Source organism: Natrinema gelatinilyticum (genome assembly GCF_024266705.1).
In the GTDB taxonomy this organism is placed as follows: Archaea; Halobacteriota; Halobacteria; order Halobacteriales; family Natrialbaceae; genus Natrinema; species Natrinema gelatinilyticum.
Window position 1 is genome coordinate 1,507,161 of sequence record NZ_CP100757.1, and the last position, 12,603, is coordinate 1,519,763.

A 12,603-nucleotide genomic window follows, 5' to 3' on the forward strand; every position below is an offset into this window, starting at 1 on the left:
GGAACGACTCGCACGCCGGGACAATGGTCACACTGCGAAATAATTCCATCCCCTAGACACCCGTCCGTATGGCGGACTGACCCGATACCCCCCGAAACGCTCCCATCACCTCGGCGGGCTGTCGCTCACCGCGGTACGAACACGTGGATCGGCCAGTCGGTCTCGTACGAGAGCGCAGTCGATAGCTCGGCCTGGGTGGGCTCTCGAGTCCTGAGTGTGACGGGGTCGCCGATGTCCACGTCCTCGTAATCGGCGTCGAGCCGGCCGGGCAGCCGGCCGCCAGAGGCGAGTTCGACCACCGCGACGGTATACGGCGCATCGTCCGCCAGCGCAGGTGGCGGTGTGTGAACCGCGGTGTAGCTGTAGACCTCTCCCTCGCAGGGTTGGGGACGAAGCGCCACATCCCGACTGCCACAGGCAAAGCAGGCCGGTCGGGGCGGCAGGAGCACCTGGCCGCAGTCCTCGCAGACGCCGGCGAGAAGGTCGCCGTCAGAAAGCGCATCGAAGAAGCCGGGCAGCGTCAGCGGGCTGTCGGCGTCGAGGTCGCGAGTGTCACTCCCGTCACACCCCGCTCGGTCGTCGTCGCTCATCCCGCCACCTCCGCTTCGAGGACGTGGGCAACGGTCATCGCGTCGGCGATGCCGCCCTCGTTCACCAGCAGCGCCGTGTCGGCGTCCGGTCGGGCCCGCTTACCCGCCGCACCGGTGAGCTGCTCGTAGCCCTCGATGGCCTGGTAGAGCCCGGTTGCACCGATGGGGTGCCCGCGTGCCTTTAGCCCACCGCTCGTCGAGAGCGCGACGTCAGTCCAGCCGTTCGCCCGCTCGCCCTGGGATAGGTGGCTCTGGTAGCCGGTCCCCTTCGGCGCGAATCCGGCCGCCTCCGCCAGCAGCGCCTCGGAGACGGTGAAGGCATCGTGGATCTCGGCGATGTCGACGTCCGCTGCGGTGATGCCAGCCTCGTCGTAGGCCGTGTTGATGGCGACACGGGCGCCCTCAACCTCGGTCATGTCCCGCTCGGCGACGCCGATGTTGCTCGCGGCCGCGCCAGTGCCGGACACGGCGACCGCCGGTACGTCGAGGTCGGCGGCCACCTTGGGGGTCGTTACGAGCGCGACCGCGGCTCCGTCGCCGACCGGCGCGCAGTCGTAGAGCTTCAGCGGCGGGGCAACCGGTGGCGACCCCAGGACGGTCTCGGCGTCGACCTCCTTGCGGAACTGCGCGCGCGGGTTCGCTACCGCGTTCCGGTGGTTCTTGACGGCGATCTCGGCCAGGTCGCGCTCAGTCGCATCGGTCTCGTGGAGGTATCGTTGGGCCAGCAATGCGTACTGGCTCGGCGCGGTCACGCCTGAGCGCTGCTCGAGCGGGCGGTCGAACGCCGCCGAGAGCGAGTCGGTCGTGCCACCGGTCCCCCCGGCGGACATTTTCTCGACGCCACAGGCTAGGACAGCGTCGTGCTCGCCATTTCGGACGTCCTTGACCGCGTGGCGGAGGGCGAGCGCGCCCGCGGCGGCACACGCCTCAACGCGCTCGGCGGGGACGTTGCGCAGCCCGGCCCACTCAGCCAGCAACGTCCCCTGCATAATCTGGTGTTCGTATTGCTCGGACTGGTTGCCGACGTACAACGCCTCTACCAGCGACGCCGGGTCAGGGAGGCCGTCGAAGGCCTCCGCCAGTGCCACCGAGAACAGGTCGCGTCCCGGGAGGTCCGCGTCGTCGACCTTGGAAGCCCCAACCGCTGCGATGACTGGCTGTGTCATTCCTCCTCTGTTTGCCACGGACGCTAATAGGCTTTGTCTCGCCTGCCCGTTTCTGCCGTCACTCGCCGTCCAACATCTCCCCGGCCGGCCCACGTCTCGGAGCACGCCCGGACCACCCGTCTCGACGTGCCCGCCCAAAATCTTATCAATATTATATTATATTATATTATATTATATTATATTATATTGGTGGAGTGATACACTACCCGGGTATGGAGTCCTTCCCCACTCCCGACGCTATGGGGACGGGCAGCCACCGGCCCCTCGACCGGTCGCAAAACGCGTCCGACATCGTCGGACACACTGTCACGAACGCCAGCGATGTGTCACGTCCGCGCGTCGATAGGTCGGGCCGCGTCGAGAATCCTGGGTGGGGCCAGCTACGGCGGTTCGTCCGCTCACAGTGAATTCGCTCGATCGGCGCTGTATAGTTTCTTGATTTCGCACGTTATGCTGTTAGAGCGCGTAGAGACCACGTGAACTGTTGAGGCTATCGATCACGTTGTTCTTGTCGTGTACTGATGCTAGTGGCTAAATTTTTTTCAAGCAAGAGTGTCTCATATCGGTTCGCCTACTCTCGACAACGTATTTACCGACGGCCTCCACAACGTGCTCGCAGAGGACGGGGAAAGAAGCCAGCACAGCGGCTGATGACGGCGACCAACTACCTCGAGGAGGATAGTGCTACCCTGAAAGAGATCGCTGAACGTTATCGGTACACCGCTGGATGGCTCTCACTGTGGCTTGACCGACTCGAACGGATCGTCAGCGAGCCGTTCGAGGACGTCGTCTACGATGACCACCGTTCCGGTAGACCGTCTGAACTCTCTGAAAAGCATGAACAGTTCGACAAGTCACTCCACAAGTCTCCGCAGAACGTTGGGTTGGGTTTGACGCGCCTACGTGGTCTGTTCCGGTCGCGAGCGCGTACCTTCGTGACAAGTTCGACGTAGAATACCGTGACCGCCACGTCCGTCAATTGCTCTTCGAGACCGGGCTGTCCTAGAAGACAGTCCGGCCAAAGTTTCACACGTCTGACGAACGGGCCCAAGAGGCCTGGCAAGACGGAGTCAAAAAAGCGCGACGACCTGGACGACGACACGATCCTCATATAGATTTAATCACTTATGTCTGTAAGTGTAATTCGATCGACCAGTCCGAGTGTTTCTCGACGAGGCAGAAACACCAAACCAAGACCGTTCAGGATATCTCGGACATCGTTTCAGTAGTATTCAGATGTGTTCTGAAATCAATCATGCCGCGAACCCACCAGTTTGCTGTCGATCTGTCTCCCGACGAACGAGCTGAACCCAAAAAGATGTTAGCAGCTGGGACGCACAAAACGCGCTGGTCTCACGTGTGTTGTCCCTTGCACGCGGATGACGCTTGCGGCGTTGCGGCGATCAATTGCCATGAGGCTGATTGCTCCGCGAGGCCGATCGTGTCTACGAGCGCAAACTCGACGGACGAGTGAACCCCATCTCATCGCGTACAACTCGATGAGATGGCGAGTGGAGTCGTTCTTTAGGGATACCAGGACCAGGCAGGATCTTGGTTTTCGAGGCTGCGAATTACAGCATGCCGCAGATGCCAGTGTGAATGGTCTGCGTCACTTCTGAATCGTGGCTGCATCGGTACGCTATTCGAATCCGGCAACTCGAGCGAACGCTTCCGAAACGAGTATTCAAACCAAACCCCGATCACTCCAACTGACACCTACTGATGCTGGCATACAGTCTTCTCGAGTTCGGTGCTGTACACAGCGCCCTTGGAACGGTTCTCGCACACGCAGGTCCACTCCGTACCGACGTCAAACGATCCTTCTGCGAGAGCGTTCAACCCCTTTCCTCTTGGGCACTCACCAGTCCAAACCGTAGTATCAACGAGCTAACGCACCAGATTGAGGGTATGTCCGTCTAACGTGCGAAGTCAAGGAACTAGACAGTGCCGGAATTCCGTATATTAATGTGCATTAACAAAGGTTAGGTCGGGTTACGGACCCTCCTTTCGGATTATGGATCCATTCCTAGAGATGGTATGGCCCAGCCGCCGGACGGTCCATACCGGGACATGATAGGCGAATTCCGGTCGCCCGCCTTGGGGCCACTGCGGCCGCTCGGCGGCGACGTTCCGGTTGGCGGAGGTTCCCCTGACGGGTCGTGACCTTGCGTATGAACACAACAAGGACTGACCTTGCGTATGAACACAACAAGGACTATACATGCCAATCCCAAACCAGGAGGCATGCAAAAAGAGAGGACAAGGGTGAATGTCGAAGTCGAGAATATCGGAGGAATCGACGAGACGCACGTCGATCTTTCTCCGGGAGTAACCGTCCTCTCCGGGAGGAACGCGACGAACCGAACATCGTTTTTACAGGCGATACTGGTCGCGTTGGGGGGCAACGAAACCGTGCTCAAGGGCGACGCGGATGAGGGGAGTGTTGAGCTGACGGTTGACGATAAGACTTACACGCGGACACTGAAGCGCAAGAACGGGCGGGTCGTTACCGGCGGAGACCCGTACCTCTCGGACCCAGAGATCATGGACCTCTTTGCGGCGCTGCTAGAGGACAACGAGGCGCGCCGAGCCGTCGAACAGGGCGCCGACCTCCGGGAAATAATCATGCGGCCGGTCGACACCGACGAAATCCAGCGGCGCATCGACCAGCTCCTCGACGAAAAAAAGCGGATAACCGAGGAACTGGAGGAGATCGACTCGCTGGCCGACAAACAGACCAAACTCGAAAGTGAGCGCCAGCAGATCGATTCTCGGATTGAGGAAACACAGGAGCAACTGACGGCGAAGCGCGAGGAGATCGAGGCCGCGGACGGCAGCGTTGAGGAGACTCGCAAGGAGACGGAGGAACTCGAGGAGTACATGAGCGACCTGCAGTCGGCCCGTTCGCGCCTCGAAGACGTCCGTCACAACATCGAAATCGAGCGCGAGAGCCTCGCCTCCCTACGCGAGGACAAGGCGGACCTTGAGGACGACCTCGACTCGCTCCCAGAGGCCCCGGAGAGCGAGATAAACGAGATAAACGCCCGGCTTCAGCGCCTGCGTGGTCGGATGGAGGAACTAGACTCGACCATCTCCGAGCTCCAGAATGTCGTCTCGTTCAACGAGGAGATGCTCGAGGACGGCGACAACGACATCATTGATGCGCTCACGGAGAACAGCGATTCGGGCGACGTCACGGATAAACTCCTCGACGACCAGCAGTCAGTAACCTGCTGGACATGCGGATCGAACGTTCAGATGGCCGAGATCGAGGAGACTGTCAACCAGCTCCGGTCGCTCCGCCAGGCTAAGTTCGAGGAGCGCAACGAGATCGACGCAGAGATAGACGACCTCAAGGCCAAACAGCAGGAGTACCGAAACGAACAGCAGCGCCGCGAGGAGATCACGCAGAAGCTCGACCAGATCGCGGAGGAGATCGACAACCGCGAGGACTCGATCGAGCGCCTGACTGAGGACCGCGAGGAGTACGAAGCGGAAGTCACAGATCTCGAGGAGACAGTCGAAGCCCTCCAGGACGAGACCGAAAGCAAGATCCTCGGTCGGCACAAGGAGGCCAACCAGCTCGAGTTCGAACTCGAGCAATACCAGTCCGAGCGCGACCAAGTGGACGAACGCCTCGAAGAGATCGAAGCGCGCCTCGACAGCCGCGAGGAACTCGAGGCTGAGCGCGCCCACATCAAAGAGAAACTGGCCGACCTCCGGACACACGTCGAGCGCATCGAGGAGCGCGCGATCGAGGAGTTCAACACCCACATGGACAACGTCCTCAATGTCCTCGAGTACGGCAACATCGAGCGGATCTGGATCGAGCGCAAGGAGCAGAAGGTCCGTGAGGGACGCCGGAAAGTCCAGAAGAGCGTGTTCGACCTCCACCTCGTTCGGACCTCCGAGTCGGGGGCGACCTACGAGGACACGGTCGACCACTTAAGCGAGAGCGAACGCGAGGTGACCGGGCTCGTGTTCTCGCTTGCTGGCTACCTCACCCACGAGGTCTACGAGGAGGTGCCGTTCATCATGCTAGACTCCCTGGAAGCCATCGACTCGGACCGAATCGCCACGCTCATCGAGTACCTCGAGAACTACGCCGACAACCTTATCGTCGCCCTGTTGCCCGAAGACGCCGCCGCACTCTCGGAGGACTACCACTACGTCGAGGCCGTCTGATGCCACCGACCGCGTGACGCTGGCATCCCATTACGGTTGTAGTGATGTAATGGCCCCGTCGCCCGACGGCAGCTTACACGTCGCACTCACAGCCCTGTTCGTCGAGGAGTTCCGTGACGGACCTGTGCGCGCCACAATCCGTACAGACTACGTCGACTGTGATCAGTACCTCAAACTTGCCGAGGGCGATCACACCCGCGTCGCGGAGCTGTGAGAGGGAGGTCTCCGTGACCGCGCTCAGCCGGCTCTGCAGGCGCTTGATGGTACCGCGGGCCGACTCGACCTGGTCGGCGTTGCCGGTCTCTTTGCTAACACCCCGGCCCTTGGTCAGGTACGTGTATATCGCCTGGTGGGTGACGAAGTCTCCTTCGAGGCGGTCGACGTCAATTCCGTTGCGCTCAAGCGTCCGGCGAACCTGCGTTCGGTCGCCGCTGCTCACGTCCTCGTCGACGAGCGCGCGGTAGGCGGTCTCGACCTCCCCGGTGAGTGGCTGATCGCCGCTCGCCCGGAGTGCCGCTTCGAGGACGGCGAGGTTGAACTCCTCTGCCAGCTTGCGGAGGCTATGGGCCTCGCCGTCAACGCCCAGCCAGCGCCGCTCCAGCCGCTCACCCATCCCCTTGAGGTCGTAGCGTTCGATGACTTTTCCTGCCTTGTAAGTCGGCTCATCCACTCCAGCGTTTGTTCGCGTCATTTTAATGCGGGTACGTACTCACCTGCACTACTAAAGCATTGGCTCGTACAGTCCAGGCGCGATTGTCCCGAAAACCCCAGACGGATGGTTTTCGGGTCCTCGCTGGCTGAGTCCTGCGGTGACGGTTTCACAGCGACATATCTGTCCGACGATGTCGAACGCGTTGGACAGTCTCGAGGTTCCCCGTGTGCTGATAGGTCGGTCAACTAGATATCGGAAACCCAGTTATGGCACGGTACGTGGCCGAATTTCCGGAAAATCGCTCAATCTCCAGTGGGTGGGTGACTGCGTGGACCAGCAATCGGTCCGACGATACCGGACAGATTTATGATGGGGCCGGCCCAATACGGTGGGTATGGCGACCGATGATCCCGTCAACATCAAGGCGACACGGACGAGCTTCCGCGTCGTCGAACTCCTTCACGAGCTCGACGGCGCCGGCGTGACCGAGTTAGCCGACCACTTAGACGCGCCCAAGAGCACGGTCCATGATCACCTGCGGACACTGCACGACCTGGAGTACGTCGTCAAGTTGGACGGCAGCTACCGTATAAGCACGAAATTCCTCGAACTCGGTGAGTACGAGCGCGAAAACATGCTCGTCTACGAGATCGCGAAGCCGGAACTGGACCGTTTGGCCGAGCAAACGGGCGACCACGCGAACCTGATGATCGAGGAGCACGGCAGAGGGGTCTACATCTACAAGAGCACGGGCACTGACGCCGCACGGCTCGACACGTACCCCGGATTCCGGACACCGCTACACTCGACCGCCCTGGGGAAGGCCATCCTCTCGGAGATGCCCGACGATCAGATCCGCGAGATCGTCGACGAGGTCGGCCTCCCGCGGATCACTCGGTACACGATCACCGATCCGGACCGCCTGTTCGAGGAGATCGAGACGATCCGCGAGCAGGGCTACGCCCTCGACCGCCAGGAACGCGCGGAGGGCATCCAGTGCGTCGGCGCGCCGGTCAACGCCGACGGCGGCGACCGCCTGGCGGCCGTCAGTGTCTCCGGCCTCGCCAGCAAGATGCGCGGCGACCGCCTCACCGAGGAGGTGCCGGAGCTGGTCAAGCGAACGGCCAACAAGATCGAAGTCGCGCTAAAGTACTCCTGACGGCCCCGTCCGACAATGTCGGACGGATCACTCCAGGAGCAGAAGGTTGGGGTCCCGAAGGTATGCCTTGACGGCGTTGACGAACCGGGCCGCGTCCGCGCCATCGGCGACCCGGTGGTCGAACGACAGCGAGAGGGTCAGGACGTGCCGGGGGACGACCTCGCCGCTCACGCCGTTGCCGTCGGCCGCCCCGTCGGTCTCGACGACCCTGGGCTTCTTCTTGATAGTCCCGAGGCCGAGGATCGCGGTCTCGGGGTAGTTGACGATCGGCGTCCCGTACTCGCCGCCGACGGCGCCGAAGTTGGTGACGGTGAACGTCCCACCCTGGAGCTCGTCGTGGCCGATCGTCCGGTCGCGGGCCTTCTCGACCAGTTCGTTCGTCCGCTCGGCGACTTCCAGCACTGACTTCTCGTCGACAGCCTCAACGACCGGCACCATGAGCCCGGCGTCGGTCGCGGTGGCCACGCCGATATTATACTCATCCAGTAGGACGATCTCCTCGGCCTCCTCGTCGAGGCGCGCGTTGAAGCGGGGAAACTCCCGCAGCGCGACGGCGACGGCCTTCAGGATCAGTGGCATGTAGGTGAGGTCAACGCCACGCTCGGTCGCCCGTTCGCGGAGTCGCTTGCGGGTCGCCACAAGCTCCGTCACGTCCACCTCGTCGTGATGAGTGACGTGAGGGACGGTGAACTTCGAGCGCTCCATCCGCTCGCCGATGGTCCGCCGGACGCCCTCGTACAGGACGCGGTCCCCGGCCGCAGGTCCCTCGTCGGGGCTCGGCGCCGCTGCCGACCCGCCTGCCGTGGCGAACGCCGATCCGCTCGCCGCCGCTCCGGCGTCGCCCTCGCTCGCTTGGGCAGCGCCGTCGCCAGCGGCGAACTCCCGGACGGCCTCGGCGGTGACGAACGCCTCACCGTTCTGCTTTTCAACCGCCGGCACCCGGTTCAGGTCGACGTCCAGCTCGTAAGCTTGCCCGCGAGTGGCCGGCACAGCCAGCGTCCGCTCGCGGTCGGTCGGGGCCGTCCCGGACGCAGGCTGCGAGCCAGTCGCGCTCGACTGCCCTGCGGTCGTTGCGGGGATCGATTCCACTGCCGCGCCGTCGTCGCTCGGTTCACGGCCTGCCGTGCCCTGTGCAGCGTCCGTGTCACCGTCGTCCGCGTCGTCCGCCGCCGCGCGCACGTCGCCCTCGGTGACGCGCCCGCCCGCATCGGAGCCGGCGACCGACCCGAGGTCGACGCCCAGCTCGCGGGCGAGCCGGCGCACGCGAGGCGGGGCGAACGTCCGGCCGTTGGTGGCCGTCCCGCGGCCGCCGTTCTCGCGCGTATCGTCGCTCGTAGCGGTGACCGCTTCGTCCACTTCGGCTGCGTCAGCATCCCCGCCGTCCGTCGCGAACGTGACGAGGACGTCACTGACGGCGACGACGTCGCCGGCCTCCGCGTGCAGTTCCTGCACGGTCCCGGTGACGGGGGCAGGCACCTCGACGATCGCCTTGTCGGTCTCGACCTCGACGACGGGCTGGTCCTCGGCGATCGGATCGCCGGGTTCGACGAGCCACCGGACGACCTCCGCCTCGGTCAGCCCCTCGCCCACGTCGGGGAGTACGAACTCGACCGTCATGTTAGAACTCGACGGTCTCACGGATGCCGTCCTCGATGCGGGCGGCCTCCGGCAAGTAGTAGTCTTCCAGGGCGTACAGCGGGTAGGGCACGTCGAAGCCCGTGACCCGGGTGACCGGTGCCTCCTGGTAAAGCAGCGCCTCTTCCTGGATAAGCGCCGTGATCTCGCCAGCCAGCCCGCCTGTCTTGGGCGCCTCGTGGACGACGACCGCCCGCCCGGTCTTCCGGAAGGAATCGACGATAGCGTCCCGGTCGATGGGCGAGAGGGTCCGCAGGTCGATCACCTCGCAGTCGATCCCTTCGGCGTCCAGGTTCTCAGCGGCCTCCATCGTCGGGCGGGTCATCGCGCCCCAGGTGAACACCGAAACGTCCTCACCTTCACGACGGACGGCGGCCTCGCCCAGCGGAACCGTGTACGGCTCTTCGGGGACCGTCTCGCGGAACGACCGGTAGATCAGCTTCGGTTCGAGGAAGATCACCGGGTCGGGATCGCGGATGGCCGACGCGAGCAGGCCTTTCGTGTCGTACGGCGTCGAGGGAACGACCACCTTGAGGCCGGCTTCGTGGACGAAGAAGGCCTCCTTGGACTCGGAGTGGTGCTCCGGTGCGCGGATGCCGCCGCCGAAGGGTACCCGGACGGTCAGCGGGCAGGTATACTGGCCGCGGCTCCGGGTGCGCAGGCGTGCAGCGTGGTTGACGATCTGGTCGAACGCGGGGTAGACGAACCCCATGAACTGGATCTCCGGAACCGGACGCATACCGTTGGCGGCGAGCCCGACCGCGGTGCCGATGATCCCTGACTCAGCCAGGGGCGTGTCGACGATGCGATCGCGGCCAAACCGGTCGTAGAGGCCGTCCGTGGCGCGGAAGACGCCGCCGTTCGCGCCGACGTCCTCGCCCAGGACGACGACGCTGTCGTCTTGCTCCATCTCGGTGTGGAGTCCGTCGCTTACCGCTTCGACGAGTGTTCGTTCAGGTGCCGTGTTGTCCGTGCTCATATCAGTCCACCAGCTCTTCATCGCCGAACTCCTCGCGAAGGCGACGCAGGTATTCCTGTTGCTCGGCGACGTTCCACGGCTGTTCGGCGTGGACGTGTTCGAACATCTCGTCAGGGGCTATCGTCACGTTCTCCGCGGCCTCGACGGCAGCCTCGACCTGCTCGGCGTTGCGGCCCTCGATGGCGTCTATCGCCTCGTCGTCGAGTAGGCCCCGCTCGCGGAGGAACGTCTCGAACCGCGGCAGCGGGTCCCGCTCGCGCCACTCCTCGACCTCCTCGTCCTCGCGGTAGGCCGTGGGGTCGTCGGAGGTGTTGTGCGCGCCGATGCGGTACAACAGCGTCTCGATAAGGGTGGGCCGAGCTTGGTCCTCGCCGGGGTCGAGCGCCTTCTCGCGGGCCTGCTGGGTCACCGTGTATACCGCCAGTGGGTCCATACCGTCGACGCGGATGCCGTCGAACCCGTACGCCTGGGCTTTCTGGGCGATGGTGTCGGCGGCGGTCTGCCGCTCGAACGGCGTCGAGATGGCCCACTGGTTGTTCATGCAGAAGAAGATGTTCGGCGTGTCCATCACGCCGGCGAAGTTCAGCCCCTCGTGGAAGTCGCCCTCACTGGTTGCGCCATCGCCGAAGTAACAGACGGTTGCGCTCTCTTCGCCTTTGAGCTTCGAGGCCCACGCGATGCCCGTCGCGTGGGGGATGTGGTCCGCGATGGTGATGCAGATGGGCATCACGTTGAGGTTCTCGGGGATGACGCTTCCCTGCTCGTGGCCCATGTAGTACATCAGGATGTTCTCAAGCGGGAGCCCGTGGGTCACCGTCGCGCCCTGGTCGCGGTAGTAGGGCACGATCCAGTCCTCCTCGGACAGTGCGAAGGCGCTTCCGACAAGCGACCCCTCGTGGCCCAGCATCGTCGAGTAGGTGCCGCTGCGGCCCTGGCGCTGGAGGCTGACCGCCCGCTCGTCGAACGACCGGCACAGCCGCATCTGCGCGTACATATCGACGAGTGTCTCGTCGTCGAGGTCGGGGACGGTTGCGTCGGGCAGCACCGACCCGTCCTTGTCAAGTACCTGCACGTCCATGTCTCTGCGTATCGATTTGCTCATGGTAATGTATGTGGTCCGTCGTTACCAGTCCGGCTGGCGGCGCTCGTAGACCTTCGAGCGAGACTGCTGGATGGCCTCGATGCGCTCCTCGGCGATCTCGTCTGCGATGGTCTGGGTCGGCCGGTCCTCGCGCTCGGCGCGCTCCCCAATGGTCACCATGCGGTCGTAGATGTCGTCGATCATCGCCCGCGCTCGGTCGTGCTTGTAGCCGCCCTTCCGGAGCAGGTCCGTGTCATCGATGGTCCGGCCGGAGTTGGCCAGGTAGTCCGGCGCGTAGAGGATGCCCGCCTCGCGGAGCATCTCGTCGTGACGCTCGACATCGTCGAGTTGGTTGTTGGCCGCGCCGCAGACGATGTCGCACTCCAACCTCGGTATGGTGTCATCGTTGAGGATCATTCCGAGCGCACAGGGCGCGAACACGTCACAGTCGACGTCATAGACGTCCTCGGGGTCGACCGAGCCGACGCCATACTCGTCCTCCATGTAGTCGACCTGCGCCTCATCGACGTCAGCGAGCGTCACCTGGACGCCGTGGTCGGTAAGGTACTTGATGAGGCTTGCACCCATATCGCCGGCCCCCTGGACGGCGACGTGCAGGTCGCTCAGGTTGCGGTCGCCGTCGTAGGCGAGGTCACAGCAGGCCTCCATCGCGCGGAGCACCCCCAGGCCGCCCCCGTGGAAGCCCTCGGGGTGGTCGAACTGCTCGGGTAGCCCAATGATATAGTCGGTCTCCATCCCGATCCAGCGCATCTCCTTGGCGTCGGTCCCGACGTCACCGCCCGTAACGAACCGGCCCTCGAAGCTGTCGACGATGCGGCCGTACGACCGGTAGAGGTCCTCGCTGTCGTGGTCGTCATCCTCGACCCAGATGACTCCCTTGCCGCCGCCCATGTTGATACCCGAGATGGCGTACTTGTAGGTCATCGCCTGAGAGAGTCTGAGGACGTCCTCGAGGGCCTCTTCCTCTGACTCGAAGGCGTATCGGCGCGTCCCACCGGCGGCCGGACCGAGAGTCGTGTCGTGGATGCCGATGATGCCGCGGAGGCCGGTCGCGTCGTCCCTGAAGAACTTTACCTCGTTGTGTCCGTATCTGCCCATCTGCTGGTGTAAGTCACCCATGGCGATACTATTGAAC

General features: G+C 63.5%; 9 protein-coding genes and 1 pseudogene. 3 read left to right on the forward strand and 7 right to left on the reverse strand.

Annotated elements, in window-relative coordinates:
- Nucleotides 1-125: 125 nt before the first annotated feature.
- Nucleotides 126-590, reverse strand: a complete 465-nt coding sequence (locus NJU76_RS25175) for a Zn-ribbon domain-containing OB-fold protein (protein WP_254533148.1) — start codon at nt 588-590, stop codon at nt 126-128.
- Complete coding sequence (locus tag NJU76_RS25180) at nt 587-1,756, reverse strand: thiolase C-terminal domain-containing protein (RefSeq protein ID WP_254533149.1); 1,170 nt, start codon at nt 1,754-1,756, stop codon at nt 587-589. The genes NJU76_RS25175 and NJU76_RS25180 overlap by 4 nt, the downstream gene beginning before the upstream one ends.
- 561 nt (nt 1,757-2,317) lie before the next feature.
- Between NJU76_RS25180 and NJU76_RS25185 the strand changes: the two are divergent.
- Both NJU76_RS25185 and NJU76_RS25190 read left to right on the forward strand, forming a co-directional pair.
- Nucleotides 2,318-2,856: pseudogene (locus NJU76_RS25185) on the forward strand (winged helix-turn-helix domain-containing protein); the annotation flags it as partial.
- 1,144 nt (nt 2,857-4,000) lie between these two features.
- Entirely contained in the window at nt 4,001-5,941 is a 1,941-nt protein-coding gene (locus NJU76_RS25190; protein ID WP_254533150.1) for an archaea-specific SMC-related protein, read from the forward strand.
- Nucleotides 5,942-6,014: 73 nt separating this feature from the next.
- Here the strand turns inward: NJU76_RS25190 and rdfA are convergent, their stop codons facing one another.
- The gene (gene rdfA / locus NJU76_RS25195; protein ID WP_254533151.1) at nt 6,015-6,632 is read right to left on the reverse strand and encodes a rod-determining factor RdfA; all 618 of its coding nucleotides are present in this window, start codon (nt 6,630-6,632) and stop codon (nt 6,015-6,017) included.
- Between the two features lie 355 nt (nt 6,633-6,987).
- On the opposite strand from rdfA, the gene NJU76_RS25200 reads away from it, so the two are divergent.
- Entirely contained in the window at nt 6,988-7,752 is a 765-nt protein-coding gene (locus tag NJU76_RS25200; protein WP_254533152.1) for an IclR family transcriptional regulator, read from the forward strand.
- Nucleotides 7,753-7,779: 27 nt separating this feature from the next.
- Here NJU76_RS25200 and NJU76_RS25205 read toward each other — a convergent pair whose 3' ends face one another.
- From NJU76_RS25205 to NJU76_RS25220, 4 genes are read right to left on the reverse strand one after another with little or no spacing between them, the layout of a single operon-like run.
- Entirely contained in the window at nt 7,780-9,369 is a 1,590-nt protein-coding gene (locus NJU76_RS25205) for a dihydrolipoamide acetyltransferase family protein (RefSeq protein ID WP_254533153.1), read from the reverse strand.
- A gap of 1 nt (nt 9,370) precedes the next feature.
- Complete coding sequence (locus NJU76_RS25210; protein WP_254533154.1) at nt 9,371-10,366, reverse strand: alpha-ketoacid dehydrogenase subunit beta; 996 nt, start codon at nt 10,364-10,366, stop codon at nt 9,371-9,373.
- Nucleotide 10,367: 1 nt separating this feature from the next.
- The gene (gene pdhA, locus NJU76_RS25215; protein ID WP_425604321.1) at nt 10,368-11,468 is read right to left on the reverse strand and encodes a pyruvate dehydrogenase (acetyl-transferring) E1 component subunit alpha; all 1,101 of its coding nucleotides are present in this window, start codon (nt 11,466-11,468) and stop codon (nt 10,368-10,370) included.
- A gap of 21 nt (nt 11,469-11,489) precedes the next feature.
- A complete protein-coding gene (locus tag NJU76_RS25220; protein ID WP_254533156.1) occupies nt 11,490-12,587 on the reverse strand; it encodes a Glu/Leu/Phe/Val family dehydrogenase in 1,098 nt (365 codons plus the stop codon).
- Nucleotides 12,588-12,603 lie beyond the last annotated feature (16 nt).

Excerpts from the sequence above, each read along its gene's own strand:
- pdhA (WP_425604321.1), bottom strand. The coding sequence starts at position 11,468 with ATGAGCAAATCGATACGCAGAGACATGGACGTGCAGGTACTTGACAAG.
- NJU76_RS25220 (WP_254533156.1), bottom strand. The coding sequence starts at position 12,587 with ATGGGTGACTTACACCAGCAGATGGGCAGATACGGACACAACGAGGTA.
- NJU76_RS25190 (WP_254533150.1), top strand. The coding sequence starts at position 4,001 with ATGCAAAAAGAGAGGACAAGGGTGAATGTCGAAGTCGAGAATATCGGA.
- NJU76_RS25205 (WP_254533153.1), bottom strand. The coding sequence starts at position 9,369 with ATGACGGTCGAGTTCGTACTCCCCGACGTGGGCGAGGGGCTGACCGAG.
- NJU76_RS25175 (WP_254533148.1), bottom strand. The coding sequence starts at position 590 with ATGAGCGACGACGACCGAGCGGGGTGTGACGGGAGTGACACTCGCGAC.
- NJU76_RS25210 (WP_254533154.1), bottom strand. The coding sequence starts at position 10,366 with ATGAGCACGGACAACACGGCACCTGAACGAACACTCGTCGAAGCGGTA.
- NJU76_RS25200 (WP_254533152.1), top strand. The coding sequence starts at position 6,988 with ATGGCGACCGATGATCCCGTCAACATCAAGGCGACACGGACGAGCTTC.
- NJU76_RS25180 (WP_254533149.1), bottom strand. The coding sequence starts at position 1,756 with ATGACACAGCCAGTCATCGCAGCGGTTGGGGCTTCCAAGGTCGACGAC.
- rdfA (WP_254533151.1), bottom strand. The coding sequence starts at position 6,632 with ATGACGCGAACAAACGCTGGAGTGGATGAGCCGACTTACAAGGCAGGA.